At 64.6% G+C, this 25,207-nt stretch carries 27 protein-coding genes; 21 read left to right on the top strand and 6 right to left on the bottom strand.

The annotated features are described in order from the left end of the window. Window positions 1-44: 44 nt before the first annotated feature. From UIB01_RS15025 to UIB01_RS14970, 12 genes are all read left to right on the top strand, one after another. The gene (locus UIB01_RS15025) at window positions 45-614 is read left to right on the top strand and encodes a hypothetical protein (RefSeq protein ID WP_038662158.1); all 570 of its coding nucleotides are present in this window, start codon (window positions 45-47) and stop codon (window positions 612-614) included. After that, entirely contained in the window at window positions 611-1,222 is a 612-nt protein-coding gene (cobO, locus tag UIB01_RS15020) for a cob(I)yrinic acid a,c-diamide adenosyltransferase (RefSeq protein WP_015277758.1), read from the top strand. The genes UIB01_RS15025 and cobO overlap by 4 nt, the downstream gene beginning before the upstream one ends. A 124-nt stretch (window positions 1,223-1,346) precedes the next feature. After that, entirely contained in the window at window positions 1,347-2,639 is a 1,293-nt protein-coding gene (locus UIB01_RS15015; protein ID WP_038662154.1) for a cobyrinic acid a,c-diamide synthase CobB, read from the top strand. After that, window positions 2,636-3,283: a 5,6-dimethylbenzimidazole synthase gene (bluB, locus tag UIB01_RS15010; RefSeq protein ID WP_038662150.1), complete on the top strand. Its 648-nt coding sequence runs from the start codon at window positions 2,636-2,638 to the stop codon at window positions 3,281-3,283. Before UIB01_RS15015 ends, bluB begins: the two co-directional genes overlap by 4 nt. After that, window positions 3,280-4,080: a cobalamin-binding protein gene (locus tag UIB01_RS15005; RefSeq protein WP_038662147.1), complete on the top strand. Its 801-nt coding sequence runs from the start codon at window positions 3,280-3,282 to the stop codon at window positions 4,078-4,080. Before bluB ends, UIB01_RS15005 begins: the two co-directional genes overlap by 4 nt. After that, window positions 4,077-4,988 (top strand): adenosylcobinamide-phosphate synthase CbiB, encoded by a 912-nt coding sequence (gene cbiB, locus UIB01_RS15000; RefSeq protein ID WP_038662144.1) that lies wholly within the window; start codon window positions 4,077-4,079, stop codon window positions 4,986-4,988. Before UIB01_RS15005 ends, cbiB begins: the two co-directional genes overlap by 4 nt. After that, entirely contained in the window at window positions 4,981-5,970 is a 990-nt protein-coding gene (gene cobD, locus UIB01_RS14995; RefSeq protein ID WP_038662141.1) for a threonine-phosphate decarboxylase CobD, read from the top strand. The genes cbiB and cobD overlap by 8 nt, the downstream gene beginning before the upstream one ends. Continuing rightward, window positions 5,967-7,424 (top strand): cobyric acid synthase, encoded by a 1,458-nt coding sequence (locus tag UIB01_RS14990; protein ID WP_038662138.1) that lies wholly within the window; start codon window positions 5,967-5,969, stop codon window positions 7,422-7,424. Before cobD ends, UIB01_RS14990 begins: the two co-directional genes overlap by 4 nt. Before the next feature lie 2 nt (window positions 7,425-7,426). Continuing rightward, on the top strand, window positions 7,427-7,945 hold the full coding sequence (gene cobU / locus UIB01_RS14985; protein WP_038662135.1) for a bifunctional adenosylcobinamide kinase/adenosylcobinamide-phosphate guanylyltransferase: 519 nt from the start codon (window positions 7,427-7,429) through the stop codon (window positions 7,943-7,945). Beyond that, entirely contained in the window at window positions 7,945-8,994 is a 1,050-nt protein-coding gene (gene cobT / locus UIB01_RS14980; protein WP_038662132.1) for a nicotinate-nucleotide--dimethylbenzimidazole phosphoribosyltransferase, read from the top strand. Before cobU ends, cobT begins: the two co-directional genes overlap by 1 nt. Next, a complete protein-coding gene (cobC, locus tag UIB01_RS14975) occupies window positions 8,991-9,569 on the top strand; it encodes an alpha-ribazole phosphatase family protein (RefSeq protein ID WP_038662129.1) in 579 nt (192 codons plus the stop codon). The genes cobT and cobC overlap by 4 nt, the downstream gene beginning before the upstream one ends. A gap of 10 nt (window positions 9,570-9,579) precedes the next feature. Continuing rightward, entirely contained in the window at window positions 9,580-10,311 is a 732-nt protein-coding gene (locus tag UIB01_RS14970; protein ID WP_038662127.1) for an adenosylcobinamide-GDP ribazoletransferase, read from the top strand. Here the strand turns inward: UIB01_RS14970 and UIB01_RS14965 are convergent. After that, window positions 10,308-11,243 (bottom strand): LysR family transcriptional regulator, encoded by a 936-nt coding sequence (locus tag UIB01_RS14965; RefSeq protein WP_038662124.1) that lies wholly within the window; start codon window positions 11,241-11,243, stop codon window positions 10,308-10,310. The two genes, UIB01_RS14970 and UIB01_RS14965, sit on opposite strands and share 4 nt — an antisense overlap. Window positions 11,244-11,374: 131 nt before the next feature. On the opposite strand from UIB01_RS14965, the gene UIB01_RS14960 reads away from it, so the two are divergent. After that, a complete protein-coding gene (locus tag UIB01_RS14960) occupies window positions 11,375-11,779 on the top strand; it encodes a RidA family protein (RefSeq protein ID WP_038662120.1) in 405 nt (134 codons plus the stop codon). Between the two features lie 6 nt (window positions 11,780-11,785). On the opposite strand, the gene modC is transcribed toward UIB01_RS14960, so the two are convergent. Genes modC through modA form a run of 3 tightly spaced genes read right to left on the bottom strand, consistent with a single transcriptional unit; the run spans window position 11,786 to window position 14,323 of the window. Further along, window positions 11,786-12,883 carry a molybdenum ABC transporter ATP-binding protein gene (gene modC, locus UIB01_RS14955; RefSeq protein WP_038662117.1) on the bottom strand — a complete coding sequence of 366 codons (1,098 nt, stop codon included), beginning with the start codon at window positions 12,881-12,883 and terminating at the stop codon, window positions 11,786-11,788. Next, complete coding sequence (gene modB / locus UIB01_RS14950) at window positions 12,880-13,560, bottom strand: molybdate ABC transporter permease subunit (protein ID WP_038662114.1); 681 nt, start codon at window positions 13,558-13,560, stop codon at window positions 12,880-12,882. Before modB ends, modC begins: the two co-directional genes overlap by 4 nt. A gap of 4 nt (window positions 13,561-13,564) precedes the next feature. After that, a complete protein-coding gene (gene modA / locus UIB01_RS14945; protein WP_038662111.1) occupies window positions 13,565-14,323 on the bottom strand; it encodes a molybdate ABC transporter substrate-binding protein in 759 nt (252 codons plus the stop codon). Window positions 14,324-14,470: 147 nt separating this feature from the next. Here modA and UIB01_RS14940 point away from each other — a divergent pair, with 147 nt between their 5' ends. Further along, window positions 14,471-15,019, top strand: coding sequence for a glutathione peroxidase (locus UIB01_RS14940; protein ID WP_038662108.1), 549 nt, complete (start codon window positions 14,471-14,473; stop codon window positions 15,017-15,019). A 45-nt stretch (window positions 15,020-15,064) separates the two neighbouring features. Here the strand turns inward: UIB01_RS14940 and UIB01_RS14935 are convergent, their stop codons facing one another. Together UIB01_RS14935 and UIB01_RS14930 are read right to left on the bottom strand one after the other, a co-directional pair. After that, the gene (locus UIB01_RS14935; protein ID WP_038662105.1) at window positions 15,065-16,387 is read right to left on the bottom strand and encodes an OmpP1/FadL family transporter; all 1,323 of its coding nucleotides are present in this window, start codon (window positions 16,385-16,387) and stop codon (window positions 15,065-15,067) included. Between the two features lie 195 nt (window positions 16,388-16,582). Next, entirely contained in the window at window positions 16,583-17,428 is an 846-nt protein-coding gene (locus UIB01_RS14930; protein ID WP_038662101.1) for a sulfurtransferase, read from the bottom strand. Window positions 17,429-17,568: 140 nt separating this feature from the next. On the opposite strand from UIB01_RS14930, the gene rnd reads away from it, so the two are divergent. The 7 genes from rnd to alaS all read left to right on the top strand — a co-directional run bounded on the left by rnd (window position 17,569) and on the right by alaS (window position 25,202). Continuing rightward, the gene (gene rnd, locus UIB01_RS14925; RefSeq protein ID WP_038662098.1) at window positions 17,569-18,693 is read left to right on the top strand and encodes a ribonuclease D; all 1,125 of its coding nucleotides are present in this window, start codon (window positions 17,569-17,571) and stop codon (window positions 18,691-18,693) included. Beyond that, window positions 18,690-18,983: a YcgL domain-containing protein gene (locus tag UIB01_RS14920; protein ID WP_015277738.1), complete on the top strand. Its 294-nt coding sequence runs from the start codon at window positions 18,690-18,692 to the stop codon at window positions 18,981-18,983. Before rnd ends, UIB01_RS14920 begins: the two co-directional genes overlap by 4 nt. A gap of 90 nt (window positions 18,984-19,073) precedes the next feature. Further along, window positions 19,074-19,481 (top strand): hypothetical protein, encoded by a 408-nt coding sequence (locus UIB01_RS14915; protein WP_038662096.1) that lies wholly within the window; start codon window positions 19,074-19,076, stop codon window positions 19,479-19,481. A 113-nt stretch (window positions 19,482-19,594) separates the two neighbouring features. Beyond that, window positions 19,595-20,044 (top strand): YcgN family cysteine cluster protein, encoded by a 450-nt coding sequence (locus UIB01_RS14910; RefSeq protein ID WP_038662093.1) that lies wholly within the window; start codon window positions 19,595-19,597, stop codon window positions 20,042-20,044. Between the two features lie 71 nt (window positions 20,045-20,115). Beyond that, window positions 20,116-21,336, top strand: a complete 1,221-nt coding sequence (locus UIB01_RS14905) for a M61 metallopeptidase family protein (protein WP_038662090.1) — start codon at window positions 20,116-20,118, stop codon at window positions 21,334-21,336. A 53-nt stretch (window positions 21,337-21,389) separates the two neighbouring features. After that, complete coding sequence (gene ltaE / locus UIB01_RS14900) at window positions 21,390-22,406, top strand: low-specificity L-threonine aldolase (RefSeq protein ID WP_038662087.1); 1,017 nt, start codon at window positions 21,390-21,392, stop codon at window positions 22,404-22,406. Window positions 22,407-22,577: 171 nt separating this feature from the next. After that, window positions 22,578-25,202, top strand: a complete 2,625-nt coding sequence (alaS, locus tag UIB01_RS14895) for an alanine--tRNA ligase (protein ID WP_038662084.1) — start codon at window positions 22,578-22,580, stop codon at window positions 25,200-25,202. Window positions 25,203-25,207 lie beyond the last annotated feature (5 nt).

The raw sequence follows: 25,207 nt of genomic DNA, 5'->3' as shown, positions 1-25,207 counted from the left end.
CGAAGGCGCGCGGACGTCCCGCGCGCCGCATCAAGGAGATTGCAATGATCAAGCTTGCCCCGAGATACCAGCTGCTGGTGGGCCTCGCGCTCGCTGCGCTGTTGGCCATGACCCGCGGACAGCACTTCGCCAGCGTGAACCTGCCGAGCGCATCCTGGGCCGTGTTCTTCCTCGCCGGTGTGCTGGTGCGGCCGAAGTGGGTGTTTCCGGCACTGTTTCTCGAGGCTTCGCTACTGGATTTCGCCGCCATCCAGTGGGCCGGTGTCAGCGACTGGTGCATGTCGCCGGCCTACTGGATGCTGGTGCCGGCGTACGGTTCGCTGTGGCTGGGCGGCCGGCTCTACGCTCGTTGGCATCGTGACCAGCTGAGCAGCCTGGCGACCCTGGCGCTGTGCGTGATGGCGAGTGCCTTCGTCTGCTACCTGTTCTCCGGCGGCGGCTTCCTCTATTTCTCCGGGCGCTACCCCGAGCCGAGCCTGATGTTGCTGGCCGACCGAATCGCCACCTACTACCCGCGCTACCTGTCGACCCTGGCGCTGTATGTCGGCGTCGCCGCGCTGCTGTTCGCCGGTCTGCGCGCCTGGGTCGGGCAGCGTGACGAGGCCCGGGCATGAGCGAATCGAGCGAGCGCGATGATCGCCACAAGGCGCGCATGCAGCGCAAGAAGGCGCTGATCGACGAGAAGATTGCCGAGGCGCAGGACGAGTACGGCCTGCTGCTGGTGCACACCGGTAACGGCAAGGGCAAGAGCAGTTCCGCCTTCGGCATGGTCGCGCGTGCGCTCGGCCATGGCATCAAGGTCGGCGTGGTGCAATTCATCAAGGGCGCGGCCAGCACCGGCGAGGAGGCATTCTTCCGGCGCTTCCCGGACGAGGTGCGCTACCACGTGATGGGCGAGGGCTTCACCTGGGAAACCCAGGATCGCCAGCGTGACATCGCCAAGGCCCGCGAAGCCTGGGCGGTCGCAGCCGAGCTGCTGGCCGATCCCGAGATCGGCCTGGTGGTGCTCGACGAACTGAACATCGCCCTGAAGTACGGCTACCTGGAGCTGGCGCCGGTGCTCGCCGACATCGAGTCGCGGCCGCTGTTGCAGCACGTGGTGGTCACCGGCCGCGGCGCCCCGCCGGGTCTGGTCGAGGCGGCGGACACCGTCACCGAGATGGCGTTGGTCAAGCATGCGTTCAAGGCCGGCGTGAAGGCGCAGAAAGGCGTCGAATTTTGATGCCAGCGCTCAAGACATTCACGGACCGTTGCATAGGGTGGATGACGTCTGTTTCATCCACCATCGGCGTGGTCGGTGGATGGGTGAAGCGTCATCCACCCTACGATGCTGATGAGAGACCGCGATGACCAGTAGAAACTGCCCGGCGCTGTTGATCGCCGCACCTGCTTCCGGCCAGGGCAAGACCACCGTCACTGCGGCTCTGGCGCGTTTGCATGCGCGGCAGGGCAAGCGCGTACGGGTGTTCAAGTGCGGACCGGACTTTCTCGACCCGATGATCCTCGCGCGTGCCAGCGGCAAGCCGGTCTATCAGCTCGATCTGTGGATGGTTGGCGAAGAGGAGTCGCGGCGCCTGCTCTGGGAAGCGGCGGGCGAGGCCGACCTGATCCTGATCGAAGGCGTGATGGGCCTGTTCGATGGTTCGCCCTCGGCGGCGGATCTGGCGCGGCGCTTCGGCGTTCCTGTGCTGGCGGTGATCGACGGCTCGGCCATGGCGCAAACCTTCGGCGCAATGGCGCATGGGTTGAGCAGCTTCCAGCCGGACCTGCCGTTCGATGGCGTGCTGGCCAATCGGGTCGGCAGCGCCCGGCACGGCGAGATTCTGCGCGACAGCCTTCCGCAGGCGATCCGCTGGTACGGCGCCCTGCCGCGCAGCGTCGAGGTAGAGCTGCCAAGCCGGCACCTGGGCCTGGTGCAGGCCGAGGAACTGGCTGATCTGGACGCCCGTCTGGATGCCGCGGCCGATGCCCTGGCGCTCAGTGCGGACACCGAGTTGCCTGCACCGGTCAGCTTCGCCGCGCCGGCCAGCGCGCCGCTCGAACCGCTGCTGGCGGGTGTACGCATCGGTGTCGCACGCGATGCGGCCTTTGCCTTTCTCTACCAGGCCAATCTCGACCTGCTACAAGCGTTGGGCGCCGAGTTGCTGTTTTTCTCGCCGCTGCGCTTCGCCCGCCTGCCGGCCGTCGACAGCCTGTACCTGCCGGGCGGTTATCCCGAATTGCATCTGCGTGGCCTGTCGCGCAACCGTGCCATGGCCGACGCCATCCGCGCGCATCATGAGGCGGGCAAGCCGATCCTCGCCGAGTGCGGCGGCATGCTCTATCTGCTCGACGGGCTGACTGACCGTGCCGATGAGCGCGCGCAGATGCTTGGTCTGCTGCCCGGCGAGGCGCGCATGCAGAAGCGTCTGACCGCGCTGGCGTTGCAGGAGGTGGAACTGCCGGAAGGGCGGCTGCGCGGCCACACTTTCCATCATTCCGCGCTGGAGTCGCCACTCGAGCCGCTGGCTCGCGGCGAGTGCCCGAACTACAAGCGCACAGCCGAAGCGGTTTATCGAGATGGCCGGCTGACGGCGTCTTATATCCACTTCTATCTGCCGTCCGATCCGGTGGCGGCCGCGGCGCTGTTCCGGCCGTGAGCGTGCATGCCTTCAGCCAGCAGGAGCGCGCGGCGGTCTATCGCGCCATCGGTGAGCGCCGCGACATGCGCCATTTCGCCGGCGGCGAGGTGGCGTCGGAGCTGCTGTCGAGACTGCTCAACGCCGCGCATCAGGCACCCAGCGTCGGCCTGATGCAGCCGTGGCGCTTTATCCGCATTACCCGCGCCGAGTTGCGCACGGCCATCGCCGCTCTGGTCGGTGAGGAGCGCCAGCGCACGGCTCAGGCGCTCGGCGAGCGTTCCGCCGAGTTCATGCGGCTCAAGGTCGAGGGCATCGAGGATTGTGCCGAGCTGCTGGTCGCTGCGCTGATGGATGGCCGTGAGCAGCACATCTTCGGTCGCCGCACGCTGCCGGAGATGGACCTCGCCTCGCTGGCCTGCGCGATCCAGAACCTCTGGCTCGCGGCGCGGGCGGAAGGCCTGGGCATGGGCTGGGTGTCACTGTTCGATCCCGCCGCGCTGGCCGCCTTGCTCGGCATGCCGGATGGCGCCAAACCGGTGGCGATCCTCTGTCTCGGGCCGGTGCATGAGTTCTACCCGGCGCCGATGCTGGCACTGGAAGGCTGGACCACGCCGCTCCCGCTGCACGAACTGGTTTTCGAGAATGCCTGGGAGGCGAAATGAGCAAGGGGCCGCAGCGCATCGTCTGCCTGTCCACCGAGACCTGCGAAACGCTTTACCTGCTGGGCGAGCAGGCGTGCATCGTCGGCATTTCCGGCTTCACCGTGCGTCCGCCGCAGGCCCGCAAGGAGAAGCCCAAGGTCAGCGGTTTCACCAGCGTCAAGCATGAGCAGATTCTCGCCCTCGAGCCGGACCTGGTGCTCGGCTACAGCGACCTGCAGGGCGACATGCTCGCTGAGCTGGCCCGCGAGGGGCTGGAGGTGCATTTGTTCAACCAGCGCGATGTCGCGGGCATCCTGCGCATGATCGAGACCCTCGGTGCGCTGGTGCACGCTGGCGAGCGCGCGCGAGCGCTGATCGGTGAGCTGCAGGCGGGGCTGGACGTCATCCGCGCCAGCGCCGCTGCCTTGCCGCGCCGGCCGCGGGTGTACTTCGAGGAATGGAACGAACCGCTGATTTCCGGCATCGCCTGGGTCAGCGAGCTGATCGAACTGGCCGGTGGCAAGGACTGCTTCGCCGAGCTGGCGCCATGCAAGCGTGCCAAGGACAGGATCATCGACGACCCGAAGGAAGTGGTACGCCGCGCGCCGGAGCTGATCGTCGGTTCCTGGTGCGGGCGCCGCTTCCGGCCGGAGCAGGTTGCCGCTCGGCCAGGCTGGCAGGCGATTCCGGCGGTGCGCACGGGCCAGCTGCACGAGATCAAGTCGCCGGACATCCTCAACCCCGGCCCGGCGGTGCTGACAGACGGCGTACGCCAGCTGCATGCGCTGATCAGTGCCTGCGCGCAGAGGGCCGAGTGAGTCTTTTCCTCACCGTTAGCGCGGCGCTGCTGCTGGATGCGCTGCTCGGAGAGCCGAAGCGGGCGCATCCACTGGTGGCCTTCGGTCGCCTGGCCGATCGCCTGGAGCAGCATTTCAACGGCGCTGCTGCGCGCGGCTGGCGCAGCCACGGGGTGACCGCCTGGTGTCTGGCGGTGCTACCGCTGACGCTGCTGGCCTGGCTGCTCAGCCTGTTGCCGGGCATCGGCTGGCTGGTGGAGATCGTGCTGCTCTATCTGGCCCTGGGTCTGCGCAGCCTGGGCGAGCATGCGCTGCCGGTGGCGCAGGCGCTGTGGCGGCATGATCTGCCAGAGGCACGCCGCCGCGTCGGTTGGATCGTCAGCCGGGACACCACGCAGCTGGACGAGGAGGGCGTGGCCCGTGCGGCCACCGAGTCGGTGCTGGAGAACGGCAGCGATGCGGTGTTCGCCGCGCTGTTCTGGTTCATCGTCGCGGGCGTGCCGGGTGTGGTGCTGTATCGCCTGAGCAACACGCTGGACGCCATGTGGGGCTATCGCAACGCGCGCTTCGAGCGCTTCGGTTGGGCCGCGGCGCGCATCGACGACGTGCTCAACTACCTGCCGGCACGGCTGGTCGCGCTGACCTATGCATTGCTTGGACGCACCCGCCGCGCGCTGCGTTGCTGGCGCACCCAGGCGCCGCTCTGGGACAGCCCCAACGCCGGTCCGGTGATGGCGTCCGGGGCTGGAGCGTTGGGTGTGGTGTTGGGCGGTGCTGCGATCTATCACGGTGAAGTGCATGCGCGGCCCGAGTTGGGCCGCGGCGAGGTTCCGCAGGCGCGGCATATCGAACATGCGCTGGACCTGGTCTGGGGTGGCGTCGGCGTCTGGCTGCTGGTGCTGCTGTTCGGTGGCTGGCTCTATGCTTGAGCACGGTGGACGACTGCGCGCAGCCGCACAGCGCTACGGCATTCCGCTTTCGGATTGGCTGGATCTGTCCACTGGCATTGCCCCGTATCACCCGCCGTTACCGAGCGTTTCCAGCTGTGCCTGGACACGTCTGCCGGAGTCTGACGATGGTCTTGAAGCCTCGGCGCGACAGTACTACGGCGCGCGCGCGGTGCTGCCGGTGGCCGGTTCGCAGAGTGCCATCCAGGCATTGCCACGCCTGCGTGGGCTGGCGCGGGTCGGCATCGTATCGCCCTGTTACGCCGAACACGCCGAGGCCTGGCGTCGCGCCGGCCACCGGGTCGTCGAGCTGTGCGAGGCCAGCGTGCCGCGTGCGCTGGATCAACTCGACGTGCTAGTGGTGGTCAACCCGAACAATCCCACCGGCCAGCTGATCGCGCCGCAGCGTCTGCTGGAATGGCGCAGCGAGCTGGCGGCCTATGGCGGCTGGTTGGTGGTGGACGAGGCCTTTATGGACTGCACGCCGCAGCACAGCCTGGCCGAGCATAGCCACCTGCCGGGGCTGATCGTGCTGCGCTCGTTTGGCAAGTTCTTCGGCCTGGCTGGTGCGCGACTGGGTTTCGTACTGGCTCATGCCGGCCTGCTGCGGGCGCTTGCCGAGCTGCTCGGGCCCTGGACGGTGAACGGCCCGACACGGCAGCTTGCTGCCGAGCTGCTGGCTGATCAGTCCGCTCAACAGCGCCAGCGCGAATGCCTGCACTGCGACGGCCAGCGTCTGGTTGATCTGCTGCGCCGACACGAACTGGCGCCGTTGGGTGGCTGTGCACTGTTCCAGTGGTGGGTAAGCGCCGACGCTGCGCTGCTGCATGAATTTCTCGCCCGTCGAGGCATTCTCACGCGGCTTTTCGCTCAGCCTTCCAGCCTGCGCTTCGGCCTGCCGACCGGTGCCGGCTGGGCGCGACTGGATCAGGCGCTGCAATCCTTCAGGGAGCAACATCCATGACCACGCTGATGGTGCAGGGCACCACCTCCGATGCCGGCAAGAGCACGCTGGTGACCGCGCTGTGCCGCTGGCTGGCACGCCAGGGAGTTGCGGTGGTGCCGTTCAAGCCGCAGAACATGGCGCTCAACAGCGCGGTGACCGCCGATGGCGGCGAAATCGGCAGGGCTCAGGCGGTGCAGGCGCAGGCGGCGAATCTTGCGCCGCACACCGACATGAACCCGGTGCTGTTGAAGCCCAACAGCGACATCGGTGCCCAGGTGATCATCCACGGTCGCGCGGTGACCAGCATGGATGCCGCCGCCTACCATGACTACAAGCGTGTGGCGATGCAGGCGGTGCTCGACTCGCACCAGCGGCTGTCCGCGGCTTATCGCGTGGTGATGGTCGAGGGCGCCGGCTCGCCCGCGGAGATCAATCTGCGCGCCGGCGATATTGCCAACATGGGCTTCGCCGAGGCGGTGGACTGCCCGGTGATCCTGATTGCCGATATCGACAAGGGGGGGGTGTTCGCCCATCTGGTCGGCACCCTGGCATTGCTCTCGGAAAGCGAGCAGGCGCGGGTGCATGGCTTCGTCATCAACCGTTTTCGTGGCGACATCGCCCTGTTGCAGCCCGGCCTCGATTGGCTGGAGCAGCGCACCGGCAAGCCGGTGCTGGGCGTGCTGCCGTATCTGATGGATTTTCATCTGGAGGCGGAGGATGCCATCGACGTGCGCCAGTCCGGCAAGACCGGCGAGGCGCTGAAGGTGGTGGTGCCGGTGCTGCCGCGGATCAGTAATCACACCGATTTCGACCCGTTGCGCCTGCACCCGCAGGTAGACCTGCAATTCGTCGGTCCCGGCCAGCCGATTTCCGCCGCCGATCTGATCATCCTGCCCGGCTCGAAAAGCGTGCGCGCCGACCTCACCTGGCTGCGTGCCAATGGTTGGGAAGCGGCGATCCGCAAGCACCTGCGCTACGGCGGCAAGCTGCTGGGCATCTGCGGTGGCTTGCAGATGCTCGGCACGCGCATTGACGACCCGCTCGGGTTGGAAGGCCCGGCCGGAAACAGCGAAGGACTCGGCTTGCTGGATTTCGCCACCGTGCTCGAAGCCGACAAGCAGCTGCGTAACGTCACCGGCCGGTTGCTGCCGGGCGGCGCCCGCGTTACCGGCTACGAGATCCATGCCGGCGTCAGCCGCGGCCCGGCCCTGGAGCAGCCAGCGGTGCAGCTCGACGACGGCCGCTGCGATGGCGCCATCAGCGCCGACGAGCAGGTGCTCGGCACCTATCTGCACGGCCTGTTCGAAGGCCCCGAGGCCTGTGCCGCCCTGCTGCGCTGGGCAGGCCTCGAGGTGGTGGAAACTGCCGACTACTACGCGCTGCGTGAGCGCGACATCGAGCGCCTCGCCGACTTGGTCGAGACACATCTGGATATCGCGCGGTTACGCGCGCTCTGCGGGCTGGAAGACTGAGCATGCTGGAACTGATTCTTGGCGGCGCCCGCTCGGGCAAGAGCCGCTTTGCCGAGCGCCTGGCTGCCGAAAGCGGCCTGGCGGTTAGCTATATCGCCACCAGCCAGGCGCTGGACGGCGAGATGACCGGGCGTATCGCCCATCACCGTGAGCGGCGCCCGGCGCACTGGGCACTGGTCGAAGAGCCCCTACAACTGGCGCGGGTGCTGCACGAGCAGGCTGCCGCGAATCGCTGCCTGCTGGTCGACTGTCTGACCCTCTGGCTAACCAACCTGCTGATGCTGGACGACGCGGCGCGCCTCGCCGAGGAACGCGATGCCCTGCTCGAATGCCTGGACGGGTTGCCGGGGCGGATCCTGCTGGTCAGCAACGAGACAGGCCTCGGCGTGGTGCCGCTGGGCGAACTGACCCGGCGCTATGTGGACGAGGCCGGCTGGCTGCACCAGGCCGTGGCGGAACGGGCGCAGCGGGTGAGCTTCATGGTCGCCGGGCTGCCCATGAGATTGAAGGAAGTGAGTTGATGCACGATTGGTGGAACGAGCCTTGCCACATGCTGGATGAGTCCGTGCGCGCCCAGGCTCTGGCGCGACAGGACCAGCTGACCAAGCCACGCGGCGCGCTCGGCCAGCTCGAAGCCCTGGCGGTGTCGCTGGCAGCCATGCAGGGCAGCGAGCGGCCGCAGGTCGAGCGCCTGCATGTCAGCGTGTTCGCCGGCGATCACGGCGTGGTGGAAGAGGGTGTTTCGGCTTATCCGCAGTCAGTGACAGGGCAGATGCTGCGCAATTTCGTCGGCGGCGGGGCTGCACTGAGCGTGTTGTCGAAGCGCCTGGGCGCGCCGCTGGAGGTGATCGACCTGGGCACGGTGGAACCGCTACAACTGGATGGCGTGAGCCATTTGCGACTTGGCCCCGGCACGGCCAACCTGGCTCGCGAAGCGGCGATGAGTGACGAGCAAATGCGTCTGGCCCTGGCAGCCGGACGCGACAGCGCGCAGCGTGCCGCGCAAGGCTCTGCCCAGCTGTTCATCGGTGGCGAAATGGGCATCGGCAACACCACCAGCGCCAGTGCCTTGGCCGCTGTGCTGCTGCCGCGCTCGCCGTTGACGCTGGTCGGGCCGGGCACCGGGCTCGATCTGGCCGGTGTTCGACACAAGGTTCAGGTGATCCAGGACGCGGTTCGGCTGCACGCCGAGCACTGCGTCGAACCGCTCGAAGCCCTGCGTCGCCTGGGCGGGTTCGAGATTGCGGCTCTCGTAGGTGCATACCTGTGCTGCGCACAACTGGGGGTTCCGGTATTGGTCGATGGCTTTATCTGTAGCGCTGCAGCGCTTTGCGCGGTGCGGTTAAACCCGGCATGTCGGCCATGGCTGATCTTCGCCCATCGCTCCGCTGAACCTGGCCATCTGGCAGTGTTGGAAGCGCTCGGTGCCGTGCCGTTGCTCGACCTCGGCCTGCGGCTGGGCGAGGGCAGCGGGGCGGCGCTGGCGGTGCCGTTGTTGCAGCAGGCCTGCGCGCTGCACAACGACATGGCGACGTTCGCCGAAGCCGCAGTGTCGGACCGAAGTGCATGATCACGCGCATCGATCTGCTGCGCCATGGCGAGACCGAGCAGGGCGGTGGCTTTCGCGGCAGCCTCAATGATGCGCTGACTGAGCGGGGCTGGCAGCAGATGCGCGATGCGGTTTGCGCCGCCGGCCCCTGGGACATGCTGGTCAGCTCGCCACTGCAACGCTGTGCCGCCTTCGCGCGGGAGCTGGCCGCACAGCACGGCCTGCCGCTGCAGCTGGAGCCTGACTTGCGCGAGCTGCATTTTGGCGACTGGGAAGGCCGTAGCGCCGCAGAGCTGATGCAGGACAGCGCCGAGGCGCTCGGCCTGTTCTGGGTCGATCCCTATGGATTTACGCCGCCTGGTGGTGAGCCGCTGGTGCAGTTCGAGGCGAGGGTTCTGTCTGCCATGACCCGGCTGCAGCAACGCTTCGCCGGGCAGCGCATGCTGATCGTCGGGCATGCCGGCGTGATGCGCCTGCTGCTGGCGCGCGCGCGCGGCTTGCCACGGGAGCGCCTGCTGGAGGTGGTAGTCGCCCACGGTGAGCTGCTTCCGCTCAGCCCTTTTCCGGCGGGCGAACTCACCGCCGTTGGCGAATAGGGACGTGCCGATGCTGCCGCTATTGATCGCCCTGCAATTTCTCACCAGCCTGTCGATCCGCTTGCCGGCAATGCCGGAGCCCGAGCAGCAGGGGCGATCGTTGCTGTATTACCCGGTGGTTGGTCTGTTGCTCGGCGCGTTGCTCTGTCTGGCAGCGTTTGTGCTGGATGGGACTGCACCGTTGTTACAGGCGGCCTTGCTCCTCACCCTCTGGGTTGCGCTGACCGGCGCCTTGCACCTCGATGGCCTAGCCGACAGCGCCGACGCGTGGCTGGGCGGGTTCGGCGACCGCGAGCGCACGCTGCAAATCATGAAGGACCCGCGCAGCGGTCCGGTGGCCGTGGTGGTCCTGGTGCTGCTGTTGCTACTCAAGTTCGCGGCGCTGCTGGCTTTGTTGCAGGCCCAGCACTATGTGGCGCTTCTGTTGGCGCCTCTGTTGGGTCGCGCGGCGCTGCTGGCGCTGTTTCTTGGCACGCCGTACGTGCGGCCTAATGGCCTTGGCCATGCTTTGGCAACGAATCTGCCGCGCACTTGGGCGAAGGGCGTTCTGCTCCTGGTAGCAATCGGATGCCTGCTGTTCGGCAGCAGCGGGCTGATCGCCCTGTCGTTGGCTGCGGTGACGTTTATGCTGGCGCGTCGCGCCATGTTGCGCCGACTCGGCGGCACCACCGGCGATACCGCCGGCGCGCTGCTGGAGCTGGTGGAGTGCACGGTATTGGTAGGGCTGGCCCTGCAGCTCTAGTGGTCGGCTACCGGTCGACGGTCGAGCACGGGTGCATGCTGCGCCATCAGCTCGATGACCCAATCGATGAACACCCGCAGCTTGGCGCTGACATGTCGATTCGGCGGGAACGCCAGGTAAAGCGGCATTTCATCGAGTCGCCAGTCTTGCAGAAGTGGCAACAGCTCGCCGTTGGCCAGGTGAGTTCTGACCATGTACTCCGGCAGCCAGATGATGCCCAGCCCAGCCAGCCCCGCGGCCAGACAGGCATTGCCGTCGTCCACGGCAAGCGCATAGCGGCCGTGTACCTGAACCTGCTCGTCCTGCCGCTGCATGACGTACGGTGTGGGTTTGCCGGTGCGCGCCCAGAGAAAGCCGACGACACGGTGGTGGCTGTTTTCCAGCTCGCTCGGGTGTGTCGGTATGCCGGCGCGTTCGAGGTAGCCAGGGGCCGCGTAGACGCCAAGGCGTAGGTCGCCAACGTGGCGGGCGATCAGTGACTGGTCGGTGATTTCGCCACCGCGCACCACGCAGTCCACATTCTCCCCGATCAGGTCCACCCGCCGGTCGCTGACGCCCATGTCCAGCTGGATGTCCGGATACTTCGCATAAAAGTCCGGCAATGCCGGAATCAGGATCATCAGCGCCAGTGGGCTGGGGACGTCCACGCGCAAGCGTCCTCGCGGTACTGCCGCAGCGGCGGACAGACTGGTTTCGGCGTCGTCCAGATCCGCCAGCAGGCGCAGGGCGCGCTCGTAATAGGCCGCACCGTCGGCGGTGACGTTGACCTTGCGCGTGGTGCGGTTGAGCAGCCTGACGCGAAGCCGCGCCTCGAGTTGCTGGACCTGCTGGGTGACGCTGGTCTTGCTGATGCGCAGGGTCTCGGCGGCCTTGGTGAAGCTGCCGGTCTCCACCACGCGAACGAAGGCCTGCATCGCATCGAAACGGTCCATCTGAACTCCCGCGGATTGTTTGGATTACACAAATAGTGTTGAGCGGCCTGGCGCGTTTATCCAGCGCTTTGCGACTTCTACAGTGAGGCCTTCATTCAACGGGTCGCTCCGACCCTTGCTGGAGGTTGCACATGACACCGCGTGACGTTGTTTTTCCGCCTGGCCGCCAGGCGCTCTACGAGCGCAATCGTTATTCTCCGGCCATCCGTGCCAATGGCTTGCTGTTCGTCTCCGGCCAGGTCGGCAGCCGCGAGGACGGCTCACCCGAACCGGAGCTGGAGGCACAGGTGCGGCGCGCGTTCGATAACCTGAACGCGATCCTGCAGGCGGCGGGTTGTACGTTCGACGATGTCATCGACGTCACCGTGTTCATGGTCGATCCGCAAGCGATCTTCGAGCGGGTCTGGAGCGTCGTGCCCGAATACTGGGGCGCTGCGCCGCATCCGACGCTGACGGCCGTTGGGGTCACCTGGCTTTACGGCTTCCAGTTCGAGATCAAGGTGATCGCCAAGCTGCCGGAACCGGCCGAGAGTTGACCCGCCTCAGCCCAGCAGCGCCACCGTCTTGATCTGCGCCCAAAGCGCCTGACCGGGCGTAATGGCCAACTGATCGGCCGAGCGTCGGGTGATGCGTGCCAGCAGCGGCGTGCCACCGGCATCGAGGCGCACCAGCACGTGCGCGGGGGTATCGGCCGCGACCATCGCCTCGACCCGAGCGGGGAGCAGATTGGTGATGCTGCTGCCTTCGGCGCGCTGCAGCGCCAAGCTCACGTCGCGGGCGTGCACACGAAAGCGCAGGCGCTGGCCCAGGGCTTCCGGACGCTGCGAGACCAGCACTTCGCCGCCGGAAAAGCTCAGCCGGGTCAGGTGGTACTCGGCATCATGTCCGGCAATCTCGCCTTCGATCACCACACCGGCGTCGTCGCTGAAGGCGGTCGGCAGGTCCAGCCGGGCCAGCGTCTCGCGCAGTTCGCCCTGGGCGATGGTGCGGCCCTGCTCCAGCAGCACCACGTGGTCGGCCAGCCGCGCCACTTCGTCCGGCGAGTGGCTGACGTAGAGCACTGGGATATCCAGCTCGTCATGCAGGCGTTCCAGATAAGGCAGAATCTCGCTCTTGCGCTTGAGATCGAGCGCTGCCAGCGGCTCGTCCATCAGCAGCAGGCGCGGGCTGGTCAGCAGTGCACGGGCGATGCCGACGCGCTGGCGTTCGCCGCCGGACAGCCGGTCGGGCATGCGTTCGAGCAGATGATCGATACCCAGCAGTTCCACCGCTTGTTCCAGCGCTACACGGCGCTGCGCTGCCGCCACGCGGCGCATGCCGAATTCCAGATTGCGTCGCACGGAAAGGTGCGTGAACAGATTCGCCTCTTGAAACACATAACCGATGGAGCGGCGATGCGGTGGCACGAACAGGTTCCGCGCGCTGTTCTGCCAACGTTCGCCATTGACGGTCAGCTCGCCCTGGCCTGAACGTTCCAGGCCCGCTACGCAGCGCAGCAGGGTGGTTTTGCCCGATCCGGAGTGACCGAACAGCGCGGTCACTCCGCGGCCGGGAAGCTGCAGATCGACATCCAGGCTGAAGTCGGCGTAGTCGAGGCGAAAGCGTGCCTGGATTCCGCTGTGGGTTGCAGCGTCGCTCATCCGCGCCACCCTTGCTTCAGTCGGCTGCCATACAGCACCAAGAGCACCAGGAAGGAGAACAGCAGCATGCCGCCGGCCAGCCAGTGCGCCTGGGCATACTCCATGGCTTCGACATGGTCGTAGATCTGTACCGACACCACGCGCGTCTGGCCCGGAATGTTGCCGCCGATCATCAGCACCACGCCGAACTCTCCGACGGTATGCGCAAAACCAAGGATGCTGGCCGTGATGAAGCCGGGGCGGGCGAGTGGCAGCACCACGCTAAAGAAGGTGTCCCAGGGACTGGCGCGTAGCGTGGCGGCGGCTTCCAGGGGCCGCTCGCCAATGGCTTCGAAGGCATTTTGCAAGGGCTGCACCACGAACGGCAGCGAGTAGAACACCGAGCCGACCACCAATCCGGCAAAGGTGAAGGGCAGGGTGCCCAGACCAAGGCTCTGGGTGAACTGGCCGATGAAACCGTTGGGCCCCATGGCCACCAGCAGGTAGAAGCCGAGCACCGTCGGCGGCAGCACCAGCGGCAGCGCGACCACGGCCCCGATTGGGCCCTTCATGCGCGAAGGGGTGCGCGCCAGCCACCAGGCGATGGGTGTGCCGATCAGCAGCAGGATCAGCGTGGTCACGCTGGCCAGTTTGAAGGTCAGCCAGATTGCTGCCAGGTCGACGCTGTCCAGCGGCATGCGGCTACTCCAGCCCGTAGCCGTAGGACTGGATCAGCTCGCGGATCTGCGGCTGGGCCAGGTAAACCATCAAAGCCTTGGCAGCCGGATTGTCCTTGCCCTTGGTCAGCAGTACGGCGTCCTGACGAATCGGCGCGTGATAGTCGGTGGGCACGATCCAGCCGGAACCGGTGGTGATCTCGCCATCCTTCGCCACCTGAGACAGCGCAACGAACCCCAGTTGTGCGTTGCCGCTGGCGACGAACTGGTAGGTCTGGGCGATGTTTTCACCCTGCACCAATCGACCGCGGAGCGTTTCGGCAAGGCCGAGCTGCTCCAGTGTGGCCACGGCGGCAGCGCCATAGGGCGCGGTCTTCGGGTTGGCCACGGCGAGGTGACGGAAATCGCCGGCCTTCAGTTGCGCAGGGCCATCCTTGACCCACCTGGATACCGGCGACCACAGCACTAGCCGCCCTACGGCATAGGTGAAGCGGCTGCCGCGTACGGCCGCGCCTTCCTGCTCAAGCCGTTGCGGCGTGGTGTCATCCGCTGAAAGCAGCACCTCGAATGGCGCGCCATTGCGAATCTGCGCATAGAACTTGCCACTTGCGCCAAAGGCGAGGCGCGCCTGATGGCCGGTGTCGCGCTCGAAACGCACGGCAATTTCCTGCATTGGAGCAGTGAAATTGGAGGCGACCGCAACCTGAACCTGCTCGGCAAACGCATTGCCGACTGGCAGCAAAAGCAGCGCAACGGAGTAACGCAACAGTAGAGAAAGGGGCATACGGCCTCGTTTGGTGCAGAGCGGCTGGCCGCATCATATTGCAGTTTTACCAGACTGTGATTGACCGGACGCGCTTCGACACGCACAGGCATTGTCGTGACCAAGGCCGCGGGGTAGCGTGGTGGGCCCACGAGCGGAGAAACGGCCATGAATATCACTCGTCCACTGGCGGCACTGATGCTGGTCTTTGCCAGCGCCTCGGTAGTCGCTGCCGAATGCCCGGCGCTGTTGCAGCACGAGATGCCCAAGCTGCGTTCCAAGGAAACGGTCGATCTGTGCAGTGCTTTTCAAGGCAAGGCATTGGTGGTGGTCAACACTGCCAGCCATTGTGGGTTTACCGGGCAGTTCAAAGGTCTCGAAGCGCTGTATCAGCGTTACAAGGATGATGGGCTGGAGGTACTGGGCGTGCCGTCGGACGATTTTTTCCAAGAGGCCGATGATGAGGCCGAGACGGCCGAGGTCTGTTACGTGAACTATGGCGTGACTTTCACCATGACCCAGACCCAGCCGGTACGCGGGCGAGACGCTACGCCACTGTTTCGTGACCTGGCCGAACAGGCCGGAGCAGCGCCGCGCTGGAACTTCTACAAATACGTGGTCGACCGGCAGGGCCGCGTCGTCGCGCATTTTTCCAGCAAGGTGAAGCCGGATGATCCGCGGGTGATCGCGGCGGTGGAAAAGGCGTTGGCGCGCTAGAACGAAAAAGCCCCGGCGAACCGGGGCTTTTTTGTCATTGCTACGTTAGAAGCGGTAGCTCAGAGCTGCGCCGAAGCCGTGGGCGCGGTTCTTGAAGGTCGAATCGTAGTTCGCTTCAAGGGCGCCGCCCTGATAGGTGCGGCTACGGTTGATGTCCACTTCTTCCTCCCGCAGATAGGAGTAGGCCAGATCCACGGTGACGTCGTCACTTGGACTCCAGGCCAGGCCGAAGCTGATCGCGGTGCGGTCGCCAGTCGGAATGCGCGGCGAACGATGCAGGTTGTTGGTCGGGCTCTGGTCGAAAGCTAGGCCGGTACGCAGGGTCCACTCACGGTTCAGCTTGTAGGCTGCGCCGATGGCGTAAGACCAGGTGTCATGCCAATCCTGCTCTTCGACGATGGGCGCAAGGTTGCCTTGCAGCGGGCCAGGAATGCCGTCGTTTTCGATGATGATGGCTTCGAAGCGGCTCCAGCGTGTCCACATGGCACCGCCATACAACGTCCATTGGTCGTTGAGCTCATGAGTCAGCGAGACATCCACCGACTCCGGGGTGTCGAGATCGAGGGAGGCGTCGTATTTGCCGGCCGCTCCGGTCAGATCGAAGCTGCCCCCGGAAAGCTTGGTGTCACCCTCCAGTTTGTAGGCGACCTTGGAGTGGTAGGTGACACCCGCACGGGTTTGCGGGGTGAACTCGTAAAGGACACCGGCGTTGAAGCCCAGCGCCGTGTCATTACCGGTAACTTTCACACGCCCGTCGTTGGAGCCCAGCGGGCCGACAGGGTTTGGCGAAGTGCTTTGCAGTTCACCTTCGATACGGTTGATGGTCGGCCCGAAACCTACCGACAGCTTGTCGTTGAAACGGTAGCTGATAGTTGGTTGTACGGTGATCACGCTGACTTCGCTGTAGTCGCCGAAATAGCGTCCCTGGTAGCCGCTTTCATAATCGGTGACCAGGCCGAACGGGACATACACGCCCACACCAACAGCCCACTTGTCGTCGATCGGCTTGACGTAATAGCCCATCGGCACTGCGGTGAACGGAACCATGTCTCCGTCATTGCTACCGCTGTAGGGCACCGTATTGCCGCCCAGGGCCGGCCCAGAGAACGAACCCGAGTTGTTCTTTATATCCGTCTTCGCATGAATCGCTGCCATGCCGAAGCTGACTTCTTCGCGCTTCAGGCGGGACATGCCGGCCGGGTTGCCGAACAGGGTGGTGGCGTCGTCGGCGGAAGATGAGCGGCCCGCAAAAGAGGTGCCCATGCCGCTGATGCTTTGCTCGTTAAGGGCGAAACCGGCGGCCATGGCCTGGCTGGACAGGGCGCCTACGGCTACCGCGAGAGCGGTCTTCAACCATGTTGTTTTCATTGTTCTACTACTCCGGGATAAAAGCGGGTCGGAACCTAGCAACTTTCTCGGACAGGTAGCAAGACAATGAATTGCAATTTTTCGTAAAGATGGCGACTAACGGTTGTGAAAACAAATGTAACTTCGGAGAAAACTACTTGGGCGCTTTCTGACTCATTAGCCACGCTGCGCATCACGCGCAGCGTGGTCCGCATATCAGCCGCGCGGTCGGGTCGGATCAGTAATCCATTCGCTCCAGGACCCTGGATACAGCTTCGCCAGCGGGTATCTGGCCAGGCACAGCGCGAAGAGGTTGTGGCAGGCCGTGACGCCTGAGCCGCAATAGGCCACAGCGGCTTCAGGCGACCTGCTGCCGAATAGCAGAGCGAACCTCTGCTGTAGCTGTTCTGGCGAAAGGAAACAGCCAGTGTTGTCCAGGTTCTCGGTAAACGGTGCACAGAGCGCGCCGGGAATATGCCCGGCTACCGGGTCGATGGGCTCTACCTCGCCGAGGAATCGCGGTAGGGCGCGGGCGTCGAGCATCGTCAGCGTTGTGCTTTCCAGGTGATCCTGCAGCCAGGTTGCGTCTACAGTCATGCCGCTATCGGGCATTCCGGAAAAACTGCCGGGCTCGTTGGTCGGGATCGCGTCGTCCAGCGGCTGTCCGGCTTCCCGCCAGGCTTTCAATCCGCCGTCGAGCAGGTAGATGCCGTCGCGTTTACCCAGCCAAACCAACAGCCACCACGCCCGCGCAGCAAATGCGCCGGGCCCGTCGTCATAGAGCACCACGTCGCTGTGCTCATCGAGGCCGCACTGCTGCAGGCGTGTCAGCAACCGCTGTGGGTCGGGCAGGGGATGTCTGCCAGTCACGCCGGGGACCACCTCGTCGGACAAGTCCTTTTCCAGATCGGCGTAGTGGGCACCGGGGATGTGTCCTTGCTGATAACTGCGTTCTCCATAGGCCGGATCCTCCAGCGCGAAGCGGCAATCGAGGATCAGCAGGTCGGGCTCATCCAGACGCTGGGTAAGCTCGGTGGCGGTAATGAGTTGGGCGAGAGGCATCAAACGGCTCCGGAACGGTTGTCGGTCAACACTACCAGTGTGCGCGCCGGCCATGAATGCTCCGGCCGGTCGGGTGCTCGATATATACTGCGCGACTCGTTCGGCCGCGCGCCGGTCGTCAGCCGAATAAGGAGGGCCGTGTGGCCATCGAAACTCAATGGGTTCTGGATGATGAGCATCTGACCCGCCTATGCGCCGAATGGCGCCAGCTGCCTTATGTGGCAGTGGACACTGAATTCATGAGGGTCGATACCTTCTATCCCATTGCCGGGCTGGTGCAGGTTGGTGACGGGCGGCGCGCCTACCTGATCGACCCGCTGGCGGTGCGCGATTGGTCCGCGTTCGCCGCGTTGCTGCAAGACCCGGCGGTGGTGAAAGTGCTTCACGCGTGCAGCGAAGACCTCGAGGTGTTGCTGCGTCTGACCGGTAGCCTGCCGCTGCCGCTGTTCGACACTCAGCTGGCTGCCGGCTACCTGAACATCGGCTTCTCCATGGGCTACTCGCGGCTGGTGCAGGCCGTGCTTGGCATCGAGCTGCCCAAGGGTGAGACGCGCTCGGATTGGCTGCAGCGACCCTTGAACGACATGCAGGTGCGATACGCCGCCGAGGATGCGCAGCATCTGGCCGAGCTGTACGAGGCACTGTTGCCGAAGCTCTCCGACGACAAGCGGGCCTGGGTCTTGGAGGACGGGGCGGAGCTGGTGGCTAACCTGCAGCGCGAATCCGATCCGGAAGAGGCCTATCGTGAGGTGAAACAGGCCTGGCGACTGAAGCCTCAGCAGTTGGCCGTATTGAAGGTGCTCACCGCTTGGCGCGAGCGCCAGGCCCGAGCGCGCAACCAGCCGCGCAATCGTGTCCTGCGCGAGGCCAGTCTATGGCCGCTGGCGCGCACCCAGCCACGGGACCTGGTGACCCTCGCGCGCATAGAAGACATGCATCCGCGCACGGTACGTCAGGATGGCGAGGCGCTGCTGCAGATGATCAGCCGGGCGGCAGAAACCCCCGAGCAGGACTGGCCAGCGCCACTGCCGGAGCCTTTGCCGCTGGAAGTATCAGCCGTACTGAAAAAGCTGCGGGCGGTCGGTCAGCGCGAGGCGAATGCGCTTGATATCGCTCCGGAGCTGATGCTGCGCAAGAAAACCCTCGAAGCGTTGCTGAAAAGCGGATACCCCGATGGTCCCTATCAACTGCCCGATTCGCTCCGTGGCTGGCGCCGCGAACGGATGGGGCAGGCCCTGCTTGACGTTCTGGAAAAACGACCATGAAGCTGATCTGCTCCATCTACAAAAGCCCACGCAAGGACGGCATGTACCTCTATGTGGAAAAGCGCGATGCGCTCAAGCGCGTTCCCGAGGGGCTGATTGCCGCTTTCGGTGCGCCACAGCTGGCCTTCGAAATGGTGCTCACGCCCGAGCGCCAGCTGGCGCGCGAGGACATCACCAAGGTGCTCGCTAATATCAAGGAGCAGGGGTATCACCTGCAGATGCCGCCGGCCGAAGACGATTACATCGAGCACCTGCCCGAAGAGCTGCTGCGCATGAACGATCCGATGTAAATCCGCCACTGCCGGACTGACTAAAGACAAGGTTCAGCAAGCGGATCGGAACTACTCTCTTCTGACTGCACATGCATAAGGAGAAGGTTCATGAAAACGCGTTCTTTAATTGTCGGTTCCCTGCTGCTAGGTCTGGCGATGTCGGCCAGCGCCCAGCAAACGCCTGCGGACGACAACGCAGCCTGGCAGCAGCACTGGCAGCAGATGCAGGAGCATCGGCAGGCCTGGCAGTCGGCGAAGACGCCGCAGGAGCGGCAGAAGCTGCGCGACGAGCACTGGCAAAGCATGCAGTCCAGCATGGCGGCGATGGGTGGTTGCCCGATGGGTGGGCCGGGCTCCGGTATGGGCAAGCAAGGCGGCAAAGCGATGCCAGGCGCGATGGGGGGCGGCCGGATGATGGGCGCGCCGTCCAAGGAGATGCTGGACATGCGAATTCAGCACATGGAACAGATGCTCGAGCAAATGCGTAGCCATCGGCAGATGCTCGACAAGCAATAATCTGGGTATGGCCGTCCGCCGCCATGCGGGCGGCCGCCGCATCCGCCTGCCGGCTATTGGCCGGACCTCTGCCAGTGGCTAGACTTGCCGGTTTTATCGGTAGTGACAGTCAAATGGCGGCCAAAGTCGAACCCTTCTGGATGCGCAAAACTCTCGCCGAACTCGACGCTGTCGAATGGGAATCGCTGTGCGACGGCTGCGGTCTCTGTTGTCTGCAGAAGCTCGAGGACGAGGATGACGGCGCCGTGTATTACACGCGTATCGCCTGCAAGCTGCTCGACCTGAAGACTTGCCAGTGCAGCGACTATCCGAACCGGCGTGCGAGCGTGCCGGACTGCGTCCAGCTGAGCGCCTCCGATGCCGCTCAGTTCAAGTGGCTGCCGCCAACCTGTGCTTATCGCCTGGTGGCCGAGGGCAAGGATCTGCCGCTCTGGCATCATCTGGTCTGCGGTGACCGCGAAGCCGTTCATGTCGAGCGGATTTCCCAATCAGGCAGGATGCTCGCCGAGGGCAGCGTTGCCGAAGAAGACTGGGAAGATCACCTGATTTTTCGTGCCGGTTGAATCTAAGCCTCGTTTGCATCGTCTCAAGACGGGCACCCCCTCGCGTTTATCGATCCGTGGAGTTCTCTTCGATGCTTGCTCGACTGCTGTCGCTGTTTGCCCTAGTTCTTCTTGCCGGCGCACAGGCTCAGGCTGCCAAGTCGGTGGACCTGGACTACCACGTGCGCTTTCTCCCAGAGGAAGACCAGGCCGTAGTACAGCTGATCCTGGAGAAGGGCGAGGTGGTTCGTCGTCTGCAGTTCAGCCTGGGTGACGAGGGTTACTACAGCGATTTCGAGGCCGACGGCCAATGGCAGCAGGAAACACCGGAGCAGGGCACCTGGCAACCCGCTCCGGGGAAGGCGCGCCTCAGCTATCGCGTGCGCATCAGCCACCCGCGTGACAACGGGCGCTTCGATGCGCGGATGACCAGTGACTGGGCGTTGTTCCGTGGCGATGATCTGGTGCCGCCGGCGCGGCTCGATCAAGTGGACGGCACGAAGCTGGTATCGCGAATCACCTTCGAGCTGCCCGAGGGCTGGAAGAGCATCGAAACCGGCTGGCCGCGCATCGGCAAGAACCGCTTTCGCGTGGACAACCCTGAGCGCCTGTTCGATCGCCCGACTGGCTGGATGCTGGCGGGCAAACTGGGCACCCGCCGCGCCAAGCTGGGCGAAACCGATGTCACCGTCGCTGCGCCGGTCGGTGAGGGCGTACGCCGGATGGATATCCTGACCATGCTCACCTTCGTCTGGCCTCAGGTGCAGAGTGTCTTTCCCCGCGACCCGGCCAAGCTGCTCATCGTCGGCGCCGGCGATCCCATGTGGCGCGGCGGGCTGTCCGGACCAAATTCCCTCTACATGCATGCCGATCGCCCATTGGTCAGCGAGAACGGCACCAGCTCGCTGGTGCATGAGCTGGTGCATGTGTTCAGCCGCATCAAGGACACCGATCGCAGCGACTGGATCAGCGAGGGCCTGGCGGAGTATTACGCCATTGAGTTGGTGCGACGCGCCGGTGGCATGAGTGAGGACCGCTACCAGGCGGTGCGCGAGCATCTGACCAAATGGAGTCGCAAGGTCGACAGTCTGCGTACCGAGAACTCCACTGGACCGGTGACTGCGCGCGCCGTACTGCTGTTGCAGGAGCTGGATAAAGAGATCCGCCAGCGTAGCAAGAGCCGTTATTCGCTCGATGATGTGAGTCGTGGACTGATGCGCATGGATGCGGTCAGCACCGATGACTTCATCGCCATGACCGAAACGCTGCTGGGCGGTGGTTCGAAAGTGCTCAACACGCGCCTGCTGCGCTAGTCGCGGTGCCCGCTTCGCTGCTGGTCTGATCCGCTTGTAGAAGAGGTAGCTTCATGAACGACATCGATCTACGCAGCGATACCGTGACCCAGCCCACCGCTGCGATGCGCGAGGCGATGCTCAGCGCCGAGACCGGCGATGATGTCTACGGTGAAGATCCGACGGTGAGTCGTCTTGAGCGGCAGCTGGCGGGGGATCTCGGCTTCAGCGCTGCAATGTTCGTGCCGTCCGGCACCATGAGCAACCTGCTGGCGCTGATGGCGCACTGCGAGCGTGGCGACGAATATATCGTTGGGCAGCAAGCGCATACTTATAAGTACGAGGGCGGCGGCGCCGCGGTGCTCGGCTCGATCCAGCCCCAGCCGATCGAAATGGAAACCGACGGAACGCTGGATCTGGCGCGCGTCGAGGCAGCGATCAAGCCGGACAATTTCCACTTCGCCCGCAGCCGTTTGCTGACGCTGGAAAACACCATGCAGGGCAAGGTGCTGCCGCTCGACTATTTGGCCGCTGCGCGCGAGTTCACCCGCCAGCGCGACCTGGCGTTGCATCTGGATGGGGCGCGGTTGTTCAACGCTGCAGTGAAGCTAGGTTGCGATGCGCGTGAAATCACCCGGCATTTCGATTCGGTGTCCGTCTGCCTGTCCAAGGGCCTCGGCGCGCCAGTCGGCTCGGTGCTGTGCGGCAGTGAGGCGTTCATCGCCAGGGCTCGGCGCCTGCGCAAGATGGTCGGCGGCGGCATGCGTCAGGCCGGAGTTCTCGCCGCTGCTGGCTTGTACGCGCTTGAGCACAACATCGAACGATTGGCCGAAGACCATCGGCGTGCCAGTTGGCTGGGCAAAGAGCTGGCAGCGCTCGGCTTTGCCGTAGAGCCGGTCCAGACCAACATGGTCTACCTTGATCTCGGGGCTCAAGCCACGGCGCTGGCAACCTTCTGCGCGCAGCGGGGCATCCGCCTGGCGCCTGCGGCGCGGCTGCGGCTGGTCACCCATTTGGATGTGCACGATGAGCATGTGCCTCGGGTGGTCGGCGCGTTCGCCGAATTTGCCGAAAACATGCGTCGTAACTGACGTCGAATTGCTTGATTCAATCGCCTTTATCCCCTATACCCGGCGCGCAGGCCCGATATAATGCGGCCCTTTGCCGGCTATCCGTTTGGGTAGTTGCGAACCGGCTTTCGGTGGTCCCGCCTCGCCGTGTCGTTTTGCAGCCGTTCGGCCGCAGTCCTCTGGAAGAAATCTATGAAAAGCGCAGAAATCCGTGAAGCCTTCCTCCGCTTCTTCGAAGAGAAGGGCCACACACGCGTGGCCTCCAGTTCGCTGATTCCGGCGAACGACCCGACCCTGCTGTTCACCAACGCCGGCATGAACCAGTTCAAGGACTGCTTCCTCGGCCTGGAGAAGCGCGCCTACACGCGCGCCACCACCAGCCAGAAGTGCGTGCGTGCCGGCGGCAAGCACAACGACCTGGAAAACGTCGGATACACCGCGCGTCACCACACCTTCTTCGAGATGCTCGGCAACTTCAGTTTCGGCGACTATTTCAAGCGCGACGCCATCACCTACGCCTGGGAGTTCCTCACTTCCGAGAAGTGGCTGAACCTGCCCAAGGAAAAACTCTGGGTCACTGTCTATGCCAGTGACGACGAGGCCTACGACATCTGGACGAAGGAAGTCGGCGTGCCGGCTGAGCGCATGGTGCGTATTGGTGACAACAAGGGCGCGCCTTACGCGTCGGACAATTTCTGGGCGATGGGTGACACCGGTCCGTGCGGCCCGTGCACCGAGATCTTCTTCGACCACGGCGAACACATCTGGGGCGGTCCGCCCGGCTCGCCGGAGGAAGATGGCGATCGCTACATCGAGATCTGGAACAACGTGTTCATGCAGTTCAATCGCACCGCCGATGGCGTCATGCATCCGCTACCGGCGCCGAGCGTCGACACCGGCATGGGCCTGGAGCGCATCAGCGCGGTCCTGCAGCACGTCAACTCGAACTATGAAATCGACCTGTTCCAGAGCCTGCTCAACGCGGCGGCAGATGCCATTGGCTGCGCCAACGAAGGCCAGGCTTCGCTGAAGGTGGTCGCTGACCATATCCGCTCCTGCGGCTTCCTCATCGCCGATGGCGTGACACCGTCCAACGAAGGCCGCGGCTACGTGCTGCGCCGTATCGTTCGCCGCGCTTGCCGTCACGGCAACAAGCTGGGCGCTAAGGGCAGCTTCTTCCACCGCATCGTCGCCGCACTCGTTGCCGAGATGGGCGAGGCCTTCCCTGAGCTCAAGCAGCAGCAGGCGCACATCGAGCGCGTGCTGAAAAACGAAGAAGAGCAGTTCGCCAAGACCCTGGAGCAGGGTCTGAAGATCCTCGAACAGGATCTGGCAGGGCTCACCGGCAGCGTCATACCCGGCGATGTGGTGTTCAAGCTTTATGACACCTACGGCTTTCCGGTCGATCTGACCGGTGATATCGCCCGCGAGCGCAATCTGACCCTCGACGAAGACGGCTTCGAGCGTGAAATGCAGGCCCAGCGCGAGCGTGCGCGCTCTGCCAGCGCCTTCGGCATGGATTACAACAGCCTGGTCAAGGTGGAGGGTGAAACCCGCTTCATCGGTTATCAGGGCACGTCGGGCAGCGGCAAGGTCCTGGCGCTGTTCAAGGAAGGCATGGTGGTCGACAGCCTGAGCGCTGGTGAAGAGGGCGTCGTGGTGCTCGATCAGACGCCCTTCTATGCCGAATCCGGCGGCCAGATCGGCGACTGTGGCTATCTGGCGACTGAGGGCTTGCGTTTCGATGTCCGCGATACCAGCAAGGCTGGCAGTGCATTCCTGCATCACGGCATCGTCGACAGCGGCACGCTGCGCGTAGGTGCGGATGTCGAGGCTACGGTCGACGCCTCGGTGCGCCAGGCTACCGCGCTCAACCACTCGGCAACTCACTTGCTGCACGCAGCGCTGCGGGAGATTCTCGGCGAGCATGTGAGCCAGAAGGGTTCGCTGGTGGACAGCCAGCGCCTGCGTTTCGACTTCAGTCACTTCGAGGCGATCAAGCCCGAACAGCTGCGTGCGCTGGAAGATCGTGTCAACGCCGAGATTCGCCGCAATTCCGCGGTGGAGATTGAGGAAACCGATATCGATACCGCTAAGGCCAAGGGTGCGATGGCGTTGTTTGGCGAAAAGTACGGCGACTCCGTACGGGTCCTGACCATGGGCGGCGGCTTTTCGGTCGAGTTGTGCGGCGGTACTCACGTGAACCGGACTGGCGACATCGGCCTGTTCAAGATCACCAGTGAAGGCGGCGTGGCTGCTGGGGTGCGTCGTATCGAGGCGGTCACTGGAGCGCCTGCGCTGGCCTACCTCAATGCTGCCGAGGAACAGCTAAAAGAAGCGGCGAACCTGGTCAAGGGTAGCCGTGACAATCTGCTGGACAAGCTCGGTGGCATCCTTGAGCGCAATCGCCAGCTGGAGAAGGAGCTCGAGCAGCTCAAGGCGAAAGCCGCCAGCGCTGCAGGTAACGACCTTGCAGGCTCTGCGGTCGAGGTGAAGGGCGTGCGCGTGCTCGCCGCACGTCAGGACGGGCTGGACGGCAAGGCTTTGCTGGCGCTGGTTGATCAGCTGAAGAACAAGCTGGGCAGCGCGGTCATACTCTTGGGCGGCGTTCAGGACGACAAGGTGGTGCTGGTCGCGGGCGTAACCCAGGACCTGACCGCTCGTTTGAAGGCTGGCGACCTGATGAAGCAGGCCGCAGCCATGGTGGGCGGGAAAGGCGGCGGCCGTCCAGATATGGCACAAGGCGGCGGCAGCGAGCCGTCCAAGCTCGACGAAGTGCTGGCGTTGGCCCTTCCGTTCGCCGAGCAGGGGCTTTGAACTGA

Origin of the sequence: Stutzerimonas decontaminans (assembly GCF_000661915.1) — a bacterium.
Lineage (GTDB): Bacteria > Pseudomonadota > Gammaproteobacteria > Pseudomonadales > Pseudomonadaceae > Stutzerimonas > Stutzerimonas decontaminans.
The sequence above is the reverse complement of the archived record's forward strand: the minus strand, read 5'-3'. Positions and strand labels throughout refer to the sequence as shown.